13 protein-coding genes are annotated in these 17460 nt (G+C 59.3%); 4 read left to right on the top strand and 9 right to left on the bottom strand.

What is annotated here, in order from left to right:
* Positions 1-307: 307 nt before the first annotated feature.
* The 8 genes from tssH to tssA form a co-directional block, all read right to left on the bottom strand.
* Complete coding sequence (gene tssH / locus UIA24_RS19470; RefSeq protein WP_330523600.1) at positions 308-2935, bottom strand: type VI secretion system ATPase TssH; 2628 nt, start codon at positions 2933-2935, stop codon at positions 308-310.
* Between the two features lie 19 nt (positions 2936-2954).
* Complete coding sequence (gene tssG, locus UIA24_RS19465; RefSeq protein ID WP_330523599.1) at positions 2955-3917, bottom strand: type VI secretion system baseplate subunit TssG; 963 nt, start codon at positions 3915-3917, stop codon at positions 2955-2957.
* Positions 3902-5776: a type VI secretion system baseplate subunit TssF gene (gene tssF, locus UIA24_RS19460; RefSeq protein ID WP_330523598.1), complete on the bottom strand. Its 1875-nt coding sequence runs from the start codon at positions 5774-5776 to the stop codon at positions 3902-3904. Before tssF ends, tssG begins: the two co-directional genes overlap by 16 nt.
* Entirely contained in the window at positions 5769-6257 is a 489-nt protein-coding gene (gene tssE, locus UIA24_RS19455) for a type VI secretion system baseplate subunit TssE (RefSeq protein WP_330523597.1), read from the bottom strand. Before tssE ends, tssF begins: the two co-directional genes overlap by 8 nt.
* A gap of 109 nt (positions 6258-6366) precedes the next feature.
* Positions 6367-6846, bottom strand: coding sequence for a type VI secretion system tube protein Hcp (locus UIA24_RS19450; RefSeq protein ID WP_330523596.1), 480 nt, complete (start codon positions 6844-6846; stop codon positions 6367-6369).
* A 37-nt stretch (positions 6847-6883) separates the two neighbouring features.
* Positions 6884-8374, bottom strand: coding sequence for a type VI secretion system contractile sheath large subunit (gene tssC / locus UIA24_RS19445; protein ID WP_330523595.1), 1491 nt, complete (start codon positions 8372-8374; stop codon positions 6884-6886).
* An 11-nt stretch (positions 8375-8385) separates the two neighbouring features.
* Positions 8386-8898, bottom strand: a complete 513-nt coding sequence (gene tssB, locus UIA24_RS19440; protein ID WP_330523594.1) for a type VI secretion system contractile sheath small subunit — start codon at positions 8896-8898, stop codon at positions 8386-8388.
* Positions 8899-8928: 30 nt separating this feature from the next.
* Positions 8929-9936 (bottom strand): type VI secretion system protein TssA, encoded by a 1008-nt coding sequence (gene tssA / locus UIA24_RS19435; protein WP_330523593.1) that lies wholly within the window; start codon positions 9934-9936, stop codon positions 8929-8931.
* A 453-nt stretch (positions 9937-10389) separates the two neighbouring features.
* Here tssA and UIA24_RS19430 point away from each other — a divergent pair, with 453 nt between their 5' ends.
* From UIA24_RS19430 to UIA24_RS19415, 4 genes are all read left to right on the top strand, one after another.
* Positions 10390-10770: a RidA family protein gene (locus UIA24_RS19430; protein ID WP_099774894.1), complete on the top strand. Its 381-nt coding sequence runs from the start codon at positions 10390-10392 to the stop codon at positions 10768-10770.
* Positions 10771-10892: 122 nt separating this feature from the next.
* Positions 10893-12893: a peptidase U32 family protein gene (locus UIA24_RS19425; RefSeq protein WP_330523592.1), complete on the top strand. Its 2001-nt coding sequence runs from the start codon at positions 10893-10895 to the stop codon at positions 12891-12893.
* A 212-nt stretch (positions 12894-13105) separates the two neighbouring features.
* On the top strand, positions 13106-15238 hold the full coding sequence (locus UIA24_RS19420) for a TonB-dependent siderophore receptor (RefSeq protein ID WP_330523591.1): 2133 nt from the start codon (positions 13106-13108) through the stop codon (positions 15236-15238).
* A 189-nt stretch (positions 15239-15427) separates the two neighbouring features.
* Complete coding sequence (locus tag UIA24_RS19415; RefSeq protein ID WP_099774897.1) at positions 15428-16549, top strand: AI-2E family transporter; 1122 nt, start codon at positions 15428-15430, stop codon at positions 16547-16549.
* A gap of 2 nt (positions 16550-16551) precedes the next feature.
* Here the strand turns inward: UIA24_RS19415 and UIA24_RS19410 are convergent, their stop codons facing one another.
* Positions 16552-17454, bottom strand: a complete 903-nt coding sequence (locus tag UIA24_RS19410; protein ID WP_099774899.1) for a LysR family transcriptional regulator — start codon at positions 17452-17454, stop codon at positions 16552-16554.
* Between the last annotated feature and the right edge of the window lie 6 nt (positions 17455-17460).

Here is a 17460-nt window from a genome sequence, read left to right as displayed (position 1 = left end):
GTGAAGCGGTATTTTGGCCAAAACCACGAAGCGTTAAATAGGAAAAATCCGAGAGGCACGAAGGATTTTCAGACAGTGTTTTATTCAACCCAATGGTTTGATCGCACACCCATTTCATCTATTCACCCGCCAAACGCATTTACCATTACGCGAAACAAGCAAACACCTCGCGCCCACATAGCTAACAGGCGCGCGGTGTTAAACCGTGCTGTTTTAAACCGAATTGTTTTAAACCGAACTGTAGCGAAGCAGCTTCTGTGGCCTGAGCCGCACGCCTTCAAACGTGGGGCGCCGACTAAAAAAGGCCTTAGTCATTGGCAAACTCGTAAATAATCCCTGCATCCCCAACCGATAAACTGACCCGTTGAGGCACGGTCTGATTTATTTCGCCCAGCAAGAATGCGCGACTGAGCTGCGGTAAAAGCCCATTCGTCAAGATGGAATCAACCATGCGCCCACCACTGTGTATATCAGTGCACTGGCTGACGATATAGTCCACCAATACCGCGTCATAGTGCAGCGGTACCTGATAGCGCTGTTCTACGCGTGCGGCGACGCGCTTTAGTTGCAACTCGACAATACGGGCCAACATGTCGTCGTTGAGCGCAAAGTACGGAATGGCAACAAGGCGACCGAGCAGCGCGGGCGGGAACACGCGCAGCAGTTCCGGCTTGAGCAGCTGTTCAAGGTCTTGGTCCGTCTCGGTGCCTTGCCGGTTGAACAGCACTTCGGAGCCCACGTTGGTGGTCATCAGGATCAAGGTATTGCGAAAATCGATGACCTGGCCCTCGCCGTCTTCCATCCAGCCCTTGTCGAACACCTGGAAGAACACTTCATGGACGTCGGGGTGAGCCTTTTCAATCTCGTCGAGCAGGATCACGCAGTGCGGCCGACGGCGCACCGCCTCGGTCAAGACACCGCCTTCACCGTAACCGACATAACCTGGCGGCGCGCCCTTCAGCGAAGCGACCGTGTGCGGCTCCTGGTACTCACTCATGTTGATCGTTACCAGGTTGTGTTCACCGCCATACAGCAGTTCCGCCAGGGCCAGGGCGGTTTCCGTCTTGCCTACGCCAGAAGGGCCGGCAAGCAGGAACACCCCTACCGGTTTACCCGGGTGATCGAGCCCGGCACGGGAGGTCTGAATACGACGGGCAATCGCTTCCATCGCATGGGATTGGCCAATGACACGCTCACCCAGGCGCTCGGCGAGGTTGAGAATGGTTTCAATTTCATTGCGCTGCAGGGTGCCCAGCGGAATGCCGGTCCAGCCTTGCAGCACGCTGGCCACCGACTGCGCGTCGACATCCGTCAGTACCAGGGCAGGCACTTCAGACTGGGCGGCGTGCAAGCGCTGCTGCAATGCTTCGGTGCGCTCCAGAAAGGCGGCCTGCAGTTCAGCCTGCTCCACGCTTGGCGCGAGGTGCTCGGTGCAGAGGCGTTCGCGCAACTGCTGGATCTCGCCGACCCAAGCGGTTTGCGCCTGCCAGCGCTTTTCCAGCTCAGCACTGCGCTGCTGTTCATCGCGCAGTTGCTGCGAAAGACGTTGCAGGCGCTCAGGGTCGAGCAGGCCAATGGCCTGTTCCGTTTGCACCACCACTTTTTCAGCGCGCAGGTTTGCAATGCGCTCGCGGCTGTCAGCCAGTTGTGCGGGCATCGCTTGCTGACTGATGCCAACCCGCGCACAGGCGGTGTCGAGCAGGCTGATGGCTTTATCCGGGAGTTGGCGATCCGGCAGATAACGGTGTGACAGGTGGACGGCAGCCACCACCGCCTCATCGAGGATCTGCACCCGATGGTGACGCTGCAACGTGGGCAGCACACTGCGCAACATGATGATCGCAACCTCGGGGCTCGGTTCGTCTACCCGCAGCACCTGAAAACGTCGCTTGAGCGCGGGGTCCTTCTCGATGTGCTTTTTATACTCGCTCCAGGTCGTGGCGCCGATCGTACGCAGTTTGCCCCGCGCCAGCATCGGCTTGAGCAGGTTGGCCGCGTCACCGGTACCGGCCTGACCACCTGCGCCAACCAGGGTATGCACTTCGTCGATGAACAAGAGTGTCGGTTGCGTGGCCGCCTGCACCTCGTCGACCACCTGGCGCAGGCGCTGCTCGAACTCGCCCTTGACGCTGGCACCGGCCTGCAACAAGCCGATATCCAGCGCCAGCACGCGGGCCCCGAGGAACGCTTCGGGCACGTCACCGGCGACGATTCGCTGGGCAAAGCCCTCGACCACAGCGGTTTTCCCAACGCCTGCCTCACCGGCCAGCAATGGGTTGTTCTGACGCCGACGCATCAAAATGTCGATGAGTTGACGCACCTCCTCATTGCGCCCCAGCACCGGGTCGAGGTTGCCAAGCCGTGCCTGCTCGGTGAGGTCGCTGGTGTAGCGCTGCAAGGTGCTGGAAGCTTCACGTAGCTGGTCCGTTGGTGCTCCGTCACCGGGTACCACGGGCTGCTCCGGTGAACGCTGGACAATTTCGTGGAACTGTTCGAGCAGCGTCTCACGATTGATCTTCTCGAACTCACGGGACATTGCGAACAAGGTATGCCGCAAGCTTCCCGTACCCAGCACACCGAGCAACAAGTGACCGCTGCGAATTCTGCTCGCATCCAGTTGCAGCGCCCCATACAACCAGCCGCGCTCCATGGCTTCGTCCAGCTGAGCGGAAAGATCGACGACCGAGGCCGCCTGCGCGGGCAAGCGGTCGAGGGCGCTGATCAAATCGCTGGAAAGCGTGCCCGCGTTCAGGCCGAAGCGCTCGTTGATGCGTCGCAGGTCGGAGTCTGGCTGTTGCAGCACCAGCTGGAACCAATGCACCAGCTCAACGTAAGGGTTGCCTCGTACCCGGCACAAGGTTGTGGCGGACTCCATCGCCTGGTAAGCCAAGGTGTCGAGCTTTCCAAAAAGCTTGGCGCGGCTGATGTCAGTCATGGCGCAGTTCCTGTTGTAGTCATTGAAGACGAGCCGGGGTCAGAACACAGGCTCGTGGTTGAGTCGCGGGGCGGCTGCTGGACAACCAGGAGGTCAGGCCAAGGGATAGATTGCCCCCCAGACGCATCGGCGTATTGGCACTCGGTGCGAGCAGCAGTTGCACATCCCACTCAAAGCCGCAGCCCAGGTAGTCATCCACCAGGCGTGCCAGGTCGCGCAACGCCTCGGAGCCAGGCAAGAAGCGTGTCATATCGGCCAGCGACAGCGGCCCGAGTGTCACGCGAACGCTGTGCTGGACATTCCACGCCCTGCGCCCGAGCAAGGAACTGCGCCCCAGTTGCGCGGCCTCGGTGCCAGCGCCCAACTGCAGTTGATCTGTCGGCGCCAATGCACTCCAGCGCCCATGCCATTGATGCAGGGTGACGGGCACCTGCAGGTGATCGCGTAACACACCCAGCAGGCCCTCGGCACTGCGTCGCTGGTCGAGGTATTGGCTGGCGTAATAGCGTTCGCTGTGCGGAACGAACGCTTGCACATACTCGGAAAAACGGTCCTGGCTTGGTCGGTCTGCGCAGACGACCGGGCGCGCCATCGCCCAGCTGCGATACAACAGGCACAGCAGGCGGTGGTGAAAGATGTCCAGAAAACTGGCCAGTGTTCCGTCGTTGTGGTTGATCTGGCGGGACAAGGCCTCTTCACTGAAGGGCAACGGCATCGGGCCATTGACCCCGGTCAGGCCAAAAAAGGTCACCCGCAACTGTGGCGGCAGCCCCTCGCGCAGTTGCAGGTTGCGCAGCATGGCCGGCTCGAAGGCCAGTGACACCGCCTGGCCCAGGCGCAGTAGATCCTCTCGCAGGTGTTCCGACGTGCCCAGGCGCGGGCGCTGCGGGTCGAGCGCATCCAGGCAGCGCAACGCGCTGAAAAAATCGAAACGCCAGGCCTGACGCTGCAGTTGCTCCCAAGGGCTCACAGGGTCATGCATTGGCTACTCCTCACCGGCCAACGCATGATCATCCCGCGTCCCACGGTGTACAGCACGGTCTGGGTAAACGCATTGATGGCCGCATAGCGGGCGAAAAAGACATCCAGCACCGCACCGAAAGCAACGGTACCAATGCCCTTGCAAGCGGCATCATCGAGGGTCAGATGCAGTTGCAAGCCACGGCCGAACGCTACCGGCCCGCTGCCGGGCAAGCGCTGTGTCAGCGCGGTGGCGCGCAAGGAAACGATGCCTTCAAGCAGGCGCTGCAGCACCGCATCATCCGGGGCGATGTAAAGCGATAGCAGTTCGCGCAACGCCTGTGCCCCGGCCAGTCCATCGTCATTGGCCAGTGGCAGGTAGTTCCGCGACAAATGCTGAATTGCCTGCCAGGGCCCCTCGCCCGAAACCGGCACAGCGAGCGGCGTCGACGGGCCAGCCAGCCTGCGAATGGCCAGTACGGGGGCACTGACATCCAGGACAAAATCGGTATTGCCCTTGCCGAAGCCAATGTGCAACGGCAGGTCGCGGTTTGAACAGAGCACTTCAGCCGCCAGTTGATGCAGGTCCGGTCGATACGGCGGGTGCTGAGGGTCTACCAGGGCAATCGACAGGTCACTGCCCGCATAAGATGGTTTACCATGCTGAGCAACCGAGCGCGGGCGGCTGGGCGTCCGGTGTACCTGGAAAAAGCCGGTGCCGGCTGCGTCGGTTGCCCGCGCCTGCGGCGAATACAATGGCACAAAGCGCTGGCGCTCGCGGCTGCCGCTAAAATAGCCGTGCACCTCCAGCACCTGATGAACTTCGTGGTTCAAGGGGTTCGCCTGGTCGACCAGCACAGGAATCTCCGGCCGATGGTGCAACACATTGATGCGATCAGTACGTTTCTGGAACAGGTTCTGCACCGGCGCACAGAACAGATTGAACATCGAACCATCGAGCCCGGCGGGCAACTGATTGGACAACGGCGCCAACAAGATCAGCAGTTCCAGATGTTCGCTGTCGCACCGACGTACCGCGGGGCCCAACCCGGACAGATTGATAAAGCGCTGCCCTTCGGGAAACGCCAGAAAACGCCTGAGCAGCGCGAAGCCGGCGTGCCCGCTGACGCCACGCAAGGGTTCCTGTGTGTCAGGCGCGCCTTCAAGATTGGCCTGGGTGATGCACGCGGGCTCAATGAATTCGCACCACGCTGGGGTGTCCTCAGACGGCCTTGCAAGCACACCGACTGCACGCGAGAGCAGCGCTTCGTGAACCGCCAGCGCCCCTGCCCCACTCAAGTACACGCACAGCGCGTCCAGAGCAATCTGCTTGAACGTGACGCCCGTGGTGGTTCGCAAGCGCAGCCGCAACACCGAGTGCGCCTGGCCGGTAAACCTGGCAGGCAACCCTGACAGCAGGCTGGTACTGGCAAGGTAGTCGGCAGACTCGATCTGCACCGGCCACAAGGTGACCGGCTGAGTACTACGCCACTCACACCGCACGGTGCGCCCGTCAAGCTCGGCAACCGCGCTCAACGCGGTACTGGCGGGCAGGCAGAAGCCATTGAGCAGGCTGCCCTGATGTTTGTCCGGCGTGAACTGCACCACCGCCATGGACGGCAGCGGCATTAACGATTGAGGCTGGAGCTGCTCCAGCAGGTTGCCGGTGAACTGCGGAAACTCCGACGCCATCTGCAGTTGAATGCGGGCCGTCAGGAACCCCAGCCCCTCGAGCAGACGCTCCACACCGGGGTCGTGGCTGTGTTGGGTGTCCAGGCCAATGTGGCTTGCTACCTTGGGGTAGGCCTTGGCAAATTCGGCAGCCCCTTCTCGCAGGAACTGCAATTCGCGCTCGTACAAGCGCAACAGTCGCTCATCCATGCCGCCCCCTGAACGGTGCTGTATCGAGGTGTACCGCACCACTTTGGGTATTCCAGATGGAGCGAAAGGTGAACGGGTGAGCGACCTCTGCATCGCGCAGTTGCCCCTCGATGACCATCTGTATTTCGAACAGGGGCGCTTCGGTGCGGCTTACCCAGGAAACCTGCAAGCTGTGGCGAATCACCCTTGGCTCGTAGGCCAGAATGGCCTGATGAATACGCTTCACCAGAGCCTCCGGAGAAAAACTGGAGAGTGTCTTGCCCGCAATGCTGTCAATCCCGTAGTTCAGTACAGAGCGAGCGACGTAAGGCGCTTGGCTGAGGTCCAGTGTGCTGACAAGCCCACGGGTGTTCAGCAGCGTGCTCAGATCTTCGCGTAAACGGGACAACTGAGAATTTTTGCTTGCCGCAATGTCAGGTGTGCTCGCGGCATGAAAATTCAGGTTTAAACGCTCAAGCAACGTATGGGCACAGCTATTCATGGGTAGGCCTGGTCACAACCGCCAACTGATAAAAAGTAAAACTTACGACATGCAATCAAAAGGACCAAGACAAACGCAATCCAAGATTGCCTTGGCCCTGACAGTCACATTACGATACAAGCTCCCTAGTTATCACGTTATAACCTTTTTCCGCTTGGCCTTTTTGTTTGCCACCATCAAAGTTACCGTAGCTGTACCTGATCTCCACAAAGTTCAAATGGATACGTTCGACAGGCAGACTACCGGATTGGCATTGCGTCGAGAACGTACTAACAATCGGCGCAGAAAGTTCAATGGTTAGCAGTCGCTGCTGGCTCTCGGCTGTACCAGCAGGGTGCAACACAGCAACAGTGACCTTTGTAAACGCCTTGCCGGCCAACGCCTGAATAAAAAATTCCGGCGAAGTTTTATCAGCAAACTTTGAAAGTGATAAACCCGAAACACTCGGCTTTTGCGGAGTGCGATCATTGCCCTGCATAGGAATATACCGCTGTATATCGAACGAATATTGATCAAACTCAATCCACCCCTTATAACCTTTAACTTCGCTAGTGCCTAGAATTAACGGCTCAAACTTTACCAAGATCATACACTTCTCCCACTATTAAAATAAAAAATCAAACACCTCAGGCCTTGATAGATGGCAACTTCGAAACCAGGCGCAATGAAACCGTCAGGCCTTCCAACTGGTAGTGCGGACGCAAGAAAAACTTGGCCCGATAAAACCCTGGATTCGCCGCGTCCTCTTCGACCATAACTTCCGCAGCCGCCAGCGGCTTGCGCGCTTTATCGATATCCGTCGCCGTTGCCGGGTTCAGATCGACATAACGCATGATCCAACTGTTAAGCCAGTCCTCTAAGTCCGCACGCTCTTTGAACGAGCCGATCTTGTCGCGCACGATGCACTTCAAGTAGTGGGCAAAACGGCAGGTGGCAAACAGGTAAGGCAAGCGCGCGGCCAATTGCGCGTTCGAGGTTGCATCGGGGTCGTCGTACTGCTGCGCGCTATGCAGCGACTGCGCCCCGATAAACGCCGCTACCGAAGTGTGCTTGCAATGCACCAGCGGCATGAAGCCGTTGTTCGCCAGTTCCAGCTCGCGACGATCACTGATGGCGATCTCGGTTGGGCAGGTCATGTCAACACCACCGTCTTCGCTCGGGTAGGTGTGCACGGGAAGCCCGCTGATTGCACCACCCGACTCGATACCGCGGATCTGCGAGCACCAGCCAAACTGCTTGAACGACTGGTTGATGTTCAGGCCCATGGCATAGGCCGCATTGACCCAGAGGTACTTGCTGGCGTCGCCCTGGGTCACTTCTTCAAAGTTGAAATTTTCCACCGGCGCGGTTTTCGCGCCGTAAGGAATACGCCCGAGAAAACGCGGCAGTGTCAGGCCCACGTAGCGCGAGTCTTCGGAGCTACGCAGGTTGCGCCACGCCGCATGCTCAGGGGTCTGGAAGATCTTGCTCAAGTCACGTGGGTTGGCCAGCTCTTGCCACGAATCCATCAGCAGCGCGCCTGGGTCGGCAGCGCTGATCAGTGGCGCATGGGCTGCCGCCGCGATCTTGGCCATGGACGACAGCAGCTCGACATCCGGCGGGCTGTTGTCAAAGTAGTAGTCGGCAATCAGTACACCGAAGGGCTCGCCACCAAACTGGCCATACTCGTGCTCATAGATCTTCTTGAACAACGGGCTTTGGTCCCAGGCTGCGCCCTTGAACTTTTTCAGTTCACGGGCCAGATCGCCCTTGGAGACGTTGAAGAAGCGAATCTTCAGTTTCTCGTCGGTTTCCGTATTGCTGACCAAATAATGCAAGCCGCGCCGGGACGCTTCGAGCTTCTGGAAGTCGTCGTGGTGCAAGATCGCGTTGATCTGGCTCGACATCTTGCTGTCGATCGCGGCGATAAGCGCCTCAATGGTGCTCAGCGTGTCGTCCGCAATCAGGTGAGTCGCGCTCAGCGCCTGCTCAGCCAGGGTGTGCACCGCAGCGTGCAGCGCTTCACTGGCCCGCTCACTGCGCGGCTTGAACTCCCGCTGCAGCAGGCTGCCGAAACTATCGGGAGCATCGGTAGTCAGCTGACTGTCAGCGACCTGTATCTGTTCAGTTGCAGCCATGGCGGCTTACCTCATTCAGTGGTTTGGGCAGGAGACTTCGCTTGCGCTAGCAACGAACTCATGAGCGCAGGGTCCTGGAGCAACTGCGCGACCAGTTGCTCAGCGCCACTCTTGCCGTCCATGTAGGTCAAGAGGTTGGAGAGCTGATTACGCGCCTCCAACAACTTGCTGAGGGGTTCGACATTGCGTGCGATAGCGCCCGGGCTAAAGTCGTCCATGCTCTTGATATCCAGGGCAATGGACAGCTGGCCTTCGCCGGTCAGCTCATTCTTGACTGCAAACTTCAACGACGGCGCAATGGCATTCATGCGCTCATCGAAGTTATCAATATCAATTTCCAGAAACTTCCGATCGGCCACGGACGGCAAGTGCGCAGTATTGGCACCCGACAAATCCGTCAATACACCGTTCACAAAAGGAATTTCTACTGTTTTCTCAGCCCCGTAGAGTTCGACGTCGTAGTCGATCTGAACCCGCGGCGCGCGGTTACGACCAATAAACTTTTGCCCACTATTACTCGACATGACACCCCCTCAAATAGAAACCTTAAACCCTCAATCTTCCTGTTCACCCGCCAACGCGCGCATCTCGCCAACACTTGACGGTGCAAGTTCGGCGATTATTTCCAGAAACTCTTTTCCCGCGAGCCGGCGTACTCTGCGGACCAACATGGGGATCGGACTGCTGGGCTCATGACGGCTGTAATACGCCTCGATCGCCTCAAGCGCGACGACCACCTCCTCTCGCGAGGAAAATGCTGTTAACCCTGCTTGCTGGTAAACCACCGGCGGTGGCGTCGGTCGCTCTTCCAGTCGCTCAATGGCCACTGCCTGGGCGGTGTTACGCAACCGGCTGTCAACGACCTGAATCCATTGCTGCAGGAGCAGCACCATGGAATGCAGCGGCGAAACCGCGTCCAGGCCGGTCTTTTCATCCAGGCACTGACCGATATCGACCAACAGCTTTTTAAGGCGCTTCAGCACGCCCAACCCGCGCATGAGATCCGCCGAACAAAGTGGCTCGATCAACCCGGTCAAGCGCACCAGCGAGGCGTCACGCTCCGCGGACTCGTTTGCACTGGCAATCAATGCCAGGTCCGAACAACAGAGGTTGTCGCCCCCTGGGATACGGGCTAGCACTTCGCGACGCAGCCTGACACCAATGGTCGACGGCACCGCAAGTTCTGCAAGCGCATTGACCCTGACCAACGGATCAAAGTGATCTTCGGCACTGAGCCGGGGATGCACGCTCTCCCAACGCTCCCGAAGCAAAAAGGCAATCAACTGCAGGCCATTGGCAAAGCCCGTCAGGCCCTCACGCTCAAGCCATGCGCGCGCCAGGCAAACAGCCACGCGAAGATCATGGGTGCGCTTGAACAAACTGATGCAGCGCGCCTCGACGGAAATCCAGTCAATGGGTTCAGGAACGAATACATAGTCGCCGTATTGCGACTCTTCCCGCACCGTAACTTGATTGAACAGTTCGAGGAACTCTGCGTCGTATTCAAGATGCTCACCACACCCTTCATTGGCAAGCGCAGCAATGAAATTATCCACACTCATGAGTTAGCCTTTTGCAACAAACGTTAGTTGCGAAACCTGTTGATCGGGGCATGACAACATTGCTGCCCAGGCCTTGAATACAAACGGGAAACGTGAAGAAGTGCTATAAGCACGCAACCACTAAAAATGCAGCGAGCTGTTTTTCAATACCTTGATAGCGACTCAATTACTGAAATCACTGAAATTACTGTCAGCATGTTCTATCTATCGGTGTGTGCTGGTGAAGCTATTGTGCTGATCAACAGCGCCCGTGAAAGTAGGTTTAATTGCTTCGGCAATGTAGGACGTTTCCTGCGAAATGAAGGCATCGTTACCCTATTGATCACAGATGCCTGCGCGCCGGGCGCTTTGGTGCATGCATACCCTGGCCAGTGCGCTTAAACTGGGCGCGTTAACGATGCCGTGCTCCCTGCACGACTGCCGCAGATGATGACCTCAAGCAAGAGACCCTTAATGGCAAACCACGACCTCACCTTCCTCCCCGATCCTGACCCGGAATCCATCTCGTCGGACGTCGCCAGTTTCGGTGGCGTGCTGGTTTCAACGCAGATCCCGACCCGCGCTGACGGCAGCCTGGAGCTGGGCGGCATCGTCGAGCAGAGCGAATGCACCCTGCAGGCACTCAAGGTTGCGCTGGAGCGCGCAGGCAGTTCCATGGACCGTGTGATGCACCTGACCATCTACCTCACCGACATGGCCGACCGTGCTGCGTTCAATGAGGTTTATCAGCGCTTTTTCGCAAGGCCCTGGCCGGTGCGCGCTGCGATCGGCGTGGCGGCCCTTGCCGTTGAAGGCATGCGCGTAGAGGTCACGGCGATGGCCGCCAAGGGCTGAATCCACGGTGCTATCCAGTGGCGGCCCTCCGCGAGCGGCCGCCACCGGGCAGCAGGTGGGTGCCGGTCAAGCGTTTCGCAGCTACAATGCGCGCCTTGACCGTGACAAACGACCAGAAAAACATGTCCCTGCCCAAGCATCACCTGGAATTGCTCAGCCCCGCCCGCGATGTTGCCATTGCCCGCGAGGCTATCCTGCATGGCGCTGATGCCGTGTACATCGGCGGCCCGAGCTTCGGCGCCCGCCACAACGCCTGCAACGAAGTGAGTGATATCGCTCAATTGGTAGAGTTCGCCCGCCGCTACCACGCCCGGGTGTTCACTACCATCAATACGATCCTGCACGACAACGAGCTGGAGCCGGCACGCAAGCTGATCCACCAACTGTACGATGCCGGTGTCGATGCACTGATCGTCCAGGACCTGGGCGTGATGGAGCTGGATATCCCGCCAATCGAACTGCACGCCAGCACCCAGACCGACATCCGTACGCTGGAGCGGGCGAAGTTCCTCGACCAGGCAGGCTTCTCTCAATTGGTACTGGCCCGCGAACTGAACCTCAGTGAAATCCGCGCCATCGCCGATGAAACCGATGCGGCAATCGAGTTCTTTATTCACGGCGCGCTGTGCGTGGCCTTCTCTGGCCAGTGCAATATCTCTCACGCCCAGACCGGCCGCAGCGCCAACCGCGGCGACTGCTCCCAGGCCTGCCGCCTGCCCTACACCCTGAAGGACGATCAAGGCCGCGTGGTTGCCTACGAAAAGCACCTGCTGTCGATGAAGGACAACAACCAGAGCGCCAACATTCGCGCACTGGTGGAAGCCGGCGTGCGTTCGTTCAAGATCGAAGGGCGCTACAAGGACATGGGCTATGTGAAGAACATCACTGCCTATTACCGCCAGCGCCTGGACGAGGTCCTCGAAGACCGCCCGGACCTGGCCCGCGCCTCCAGCGGCCGTACCGCGCACTTTTTCGTGCCCGATCCAGACAAGACCTTCCACCGCGGCAGTACCGACTACTTCGTCAGCGAGCGCAAGATCGACATCGGCGCCTTTGATTCGCCAACCTTCACCGGCCTGCCGGTGGGTGTCGTCGAGAAGGTCGGCAAGCGTGACCTGCTGGTAGTCAGCCATGAGCCGTTGTCCAACGGCGACGGCCTCAATGTGCTGGTCAAACGCGAAGTGGTGGGTTTTCGCGCCAACATCGCCGAAGCCAAGGGCGAGTTCGAAGAAGATGGCGAAAAGCGTTACCGCTACCGCGTCGAACCCAACGAAATGCCCGAGGGCCTGCACCAGTTGCGCCCAGGCCACCCGCTGAGCCGCAACCTGGACCACAACTGGCAGCAAGCCCTGCTCAAGACGTCCGCCGAACGCCGGGTCGGTCTTTCCTGGCTCGCTCGCCTGCGCGAAGATCGCCTGGAACTGACCGCCACCAGTGAGGAAGGCATCACCGCCAGCGCTGCCCTGGACGGCCCGTTCGGCCTGGCCAACAAGCCGGAACAGGCCTTGGAGCAATTGCATGACCTGCTTGGCCAGTTGGGTACCACCCAGTACCACGCCACGGCCATCACGCTGGATGCACCCCAGGCGTATTTCATCCCCAACTCGCAGCTCAAGGCGTTACGCCGCGAGGTCATCGATGCGCTGACATTGGCCCGTATCAACGCCCACCCACGTGGCAGCCGCAAAGCCGAGACAGATCCGCCACCGGTATACCCGGAGTCGCACCTGTCGTTCCTGGCCAACGTCTACAACCAGAAGGCCCGCGATTTCTATCACCGCCATGGCGTGAAGCTGATCGACGCCGCCTTCGAGGCCCACGAAGAAACCGGCGAAGTGCCGGTGATGATCACCAAGCACTGCCTGCGTTTTTCCTTCAACCTCTGCCCCAAACAGGCCAAGGGCGTCACTGGTGTGCGCACCAAGGTCGCACCGATGCAACTGATACATGGCGACGAGGTGCTGACGCTGAAGTTCGACTGCAAGCCTTGCGAAATGCACGTCATCGGCAAGATGAAAGGCCACATCCTTGACCTGCCGCAACCGGGCAGCGTGGTGGAACAGGTCGTCGGGCACATCAGCCCGGAAGACTTGCTCAAGACCATTCCTCGCGCCCCTCACTGAGTGATCGTGTAACGCTCAAGGCAGTCGCAACCGCTCATTTCGGCCTGCACCTACAACAGGGCCCTTGGTTTTCCAAGGGCCCTGTTGTCATTCAAGGGCCTTGTCAGCGAGAAAGCGTGAAGTGGGAAAATACACTTTGAATGTTAACGATAATTACTATTATTATCGCGCATTCAAATTGCTACCACTCGCCTCCAAGGATTGCGCCTTCCATGCGTCGCACGTTCGTCTCGCTATGCCTGCTTCATGCTGTTACACCCACCGTGTGGGCTAATCCTTCAAATGAAACCGAGCCACCGCTGGTCGAGCTGCAAGCCTTGAGTATCAATGCCGACGCCGCCGATGCCGAGCGCGTCGACGGCCCGGTGCAAGGCTACAAGGCAACCCGCTCGGCCAGTGCGACCCGTACCGACACCGCCCTGCATGAAACCCCGCAGTCCGTCAGTGTGGTGCCACGCGATGTGCTTGAAGACACCGGTTCGACCCGATTGCAGGACGCGCTGGACTACGCTGGCGGCGTTGGCCGTGCCAACAACTTCGGTGGCCAGGGCTTGACCACCTTTACTGTCCGAGGTTTTACCACCGGCGAGTTCTACCGCAACGGTTTTCCTATCAACCGCGGCTACCCGAACGCCCCCGATGCCAACACCGTCGAGCGGCTCGAGGTGTTACGCGGCCCGGCTACCAGCCTTTACGGCCGTGGCGATCCCGGCGGCACCTTCAACGTGGTCAGCAAACAGCCGCAGGTTGAGCAAAAGGTGACTGTCGGCAGCCAGATCGACGACCAAGGCATGCACCGTGCCACCCTCGATGCTACGGGTGCGCTCAACCAGGAGGGTTCACTGGCGTATCGTTTGAACCTGCTGGGCGAAGGTGGCGAGAGTTTCCGCGACAATGTCGAGAGTGAGCGTTACGACGTTGCGCCCGTGCTGAGCTGGCAGGTCAACGAGACGACCCGGATCGTTTTCGAGGGTGACTTCATGCGTAACAACCACCCGCTCGACCGAGGCCTGACCCGCTATGCCACGCAAAAAGGCAGCGCCTCGCGTGATACCAACATCTGGGAAAAAGGCAGCGACAACCTGCTGCACAATGACAACAACATGGCTCAACTGCGCTTCGACCACGCGCTGAACGACGACTGGACACTGGCCGGTGGCGTGCAGATGCTTGACGGCAGCCTCGAAGGCAACGCCGTGGAAGCCAACGCCCTGCAAGCGGACGGCCGCACCCTGAACCGTAACTTCAACTATCGCAAGCTGGAGTGGACCGACCGGGACGTGCAACTGAACCTGACGGGGCACTTCGATACCGCCGGTTTCGCCCATACCCTGCTGACCGGCGTCGAGTACGAGGACTACGACTATAAGTCGATCATCCAGCGATCCGCGGCTGGGGCATCGGCGTACCCCATCGATATCTTCGATCCCGTGCTCGGCCAACCGCGCCCTGCCCTGACCCGAACCACAACCCATGACAAGGAAAACCTGAAGACCTGGGCGTTTTTTGTCCAGGACCAGGTAGCTCTGACCGAGCGTCTCAAGGCATTGGCCGGGGTACGCGTCGAGCGCTTCGAGCACGACTACAACAACTACCTGCCCAACAGCAAAGGCTGGGAAGCAGCCGACAACGCGGTCACCCCACGCTTTGGCCTGATGTATGACCTGACCGATACCCTTGCGGTGTATGCCAACACGGCGCGCTCGTTCAAGCCCAACAGCGGTGCCAGCCGCCAGGATGAGGGTTTTGCTCCAGAAAAAGGCAAATCCGTCGAACTGGGTATGAAGTGGGAAGCACTTGAACGTCAGTTGAGCGTCGATGCAGCGGTGTATCAGATCGTCAAGGAAAACGTCCTGACCGTCGACCCAGTCAATGAAGACTACAAGGTTGCAGCGGGCGAGGTGCGCAGCCGTGGTTTGGATCTCAACATTGCAGGCAACCTCACGCCCGAGTGGCGGGTTATCGGGGGCTATGCCTACGTTGATGCCGAGGTGACCAAGGACAACTCACTGGAGACTGGGACACGACTGGCCAACATTCCCCGCAACACCTTCAGCCTGCTCAACGTCTATGAGTTCCAGGATGGCATAGCCCAGGGGCTGGGGCTGGGCATGGGGGTCAAGTATGTCGATGACCGGGCCGGGCAGACCATCGCACAGACCTACACCATGGACCGTTACAGCGTGGTCGACCTGTTGAGCTTCTATAAGCTCAACGAACATGTACGTCTGAACCTCGACGTGAAAAACGTGTTCAACAAAGGCTATGACGAAGGCGCGTTCAACAACTACGTCTATCCCGGTGCGCCGCGTACGGTTCAGGCGGGCATCGCCTATACCTTCTGACGCGTCAACGGCATACGGCCCAGCCACTGGACGAGCGGGTACTTGCGCACCGGCTCGTCGCCCTGTTGCGTTTGCTCAATTGCAGCGCACTTCTATAGTGAGCTGATGGGTTTGCGGCACCGTCCGCAACGCCACCCGGTGGCCGACACGGGTGGCGGCGTTCCGATCCCGTTCAGGAGGGACATACGTATGCCTGCAAACCGCTTCCTTGGTGTAAACAGCGGTCACGAGCTGCTGGACGTGCTGATTCGTGCCGGGATGATCGCCGTGCTGGTGAGCTGGTGCTTTCAGATTTTCCAGCCGTTCTTGAACCTGATGCTATGGGCAGTGATCCTGGCAATCACACTTTACCCCTTGAATCAGAAACTCGCGGTCGTATTCGGCAATCGACCGGGGCTGGCCAGCATTCTGCTGATTCTGCTGGGGCTCGCCTGCCTGATCGGCCCGTTGAGCTTGCTGGGAAGCTCAGTCGCCAACTCCGTACAAAACAGCATGCAGACGCTACATAACCAGGCCCTAGAAATTCCTCCACCGCCAGACTCGGTGCGCAGTTGGCCTTTGATCGGCGAAACCCTGTTTGGTATCTGGAGCCGTGCGTCCAATGACTTGAGCTGGGCATACTCGCAGATCGCCCCCCATATCAAAGGGGTCAGCAAAACCCTGCTGGTCCAGCTTGCGGGCATCGGGACGGGCGTCCTGGTGTTTGTCGCAGCCCTCATGATCGCCGGCCTGATGATGGCAAAAGGCGACAGTCTGCAGCACAGTGCAGTGGCTATCGCCTCACGCATTTCCGGCGCCGAGCGCGGCACACAGCTTGCAGCGCTGTGCACCTCCACCATCCGTGCAGTAGCCCAGGGCGTTGTGGGCATTGCCTTCATCCAGATGTTGATGGTGGGTATTGGCCTGGTCGCGATGGGCGTGCCCGCAGCCGGGCTGCTGTCACTGGTCGTGTTGCTGCTGGGCATTACCCAGCTGCCGACGATCTTGATCCTCCTGCCCATTGTGATCTACGTGTTCGCGCATGATGGCGTGAGCGTCGCGACCATCGTCTTCACGGCCTGGATGATATTTGCCGGGCTTTCGGACAACATTCTCAAACCCCTGCTATTGGGACGAGGCGTGGCGGTGCCGATGCCGGTTGTGCTGATTGGCGCCTTGGGCGGGATGTTGAGCAACGGCATCATCGGGTTGTTCATCGGGCCGGTGATTCTGGCGGTGGGGTATCAGCTCTTCATGAACTGGGTCTATCAGACACTGCCAGATGACGGTCCCGACGCAAGTGACACGCCGGAAAAACCGCCCGCCGACTGAGCTCACGGCCACCCGGGCATCTGTGCGTCGGGCTGCGCGCCCAACAGAATATCGAACAGCGCCTGCGCCGCAGCCGAAAGCTCATGGCCGGGCTTGGTCAACACGCCAATTGCCCGCTCCACCGGATCGCGCAAGGTAATGCACCGTGCGCCCAACTCCTGCATTTGCCTGGCGCACAACGCCGGTACCGTACTGACACCCAGCCCGCTGGCAACCATTCGGCCAACGGTCGCAAGCTGATGGCTTTCAAACTCCACCGCCAACTTCAATTGCCGCGCTTGAAGGTGATCTTCAAGCATCACCCGCACGCTTGAGGGGCGTTGCAAGGTAATAAAGGGCTGCTCAAGCAAGGTTTGCCAGTCGACCTCTTGAAGTTCAGCCAGCGGCGAGTCAAGCGGCACCACGGCAACGAATCGATCACGGTACAGCGTTGTAAACGCCAGTGACGAACTCTGCAGCGGCTCAAAAGCGACGCCCAGTTCCACCTGGCGATCGCGGACCATTTCCACCACCTGCTCGTTGATCACATCGTTTACCGTGACGCCAACCTTGGGGTATCGCGTACGAAAGGTTTTCAGGATCGGCGGCAGCAGGTTGCAGGCGAACGATGGCATCGCCGCCAGGGTGACGCGGCCCCGCTGGAGCGTGAACCGCTGGCGGATTTCATCCTCTGCGTTGTCCCAGTCGGCGATCAGACGGCGGGCCAGGGGCAGTAGCGACTCGCCTTCCGGGGTCAGGGTAACCGTGCGCGTGGTGCGGCTGAACAATCGCCCACCCAAGCCCTCCTCCAAGGACTTGATGGTCAGGCTCAGCGCTGATTGCGACAGGTGCAACCGCTCGCAGGCCACGGCAAAACTCAGGCTCTGCGCCACCGCCCAAAAGGCCCGTATCTGCTTGACCGTCATGACTGC

The sequence above is a fragment of the Pseudomonas sp. AL 58 genome, from assembly GCF_036348395.1.
GTDB classification, from domain to species: domain Bacteria; phylum Pseudomonadota; class Gammaproteobacteria; order Pseudomonadales; family Pseudomonadaceae; genus Aquipseudomonas; species Aquipseudomonas defluvii.
Note: the sequence above shows the minus strand (reverse complement) of the source record. Positions and strands in the feature narration are given on the sequence as shown.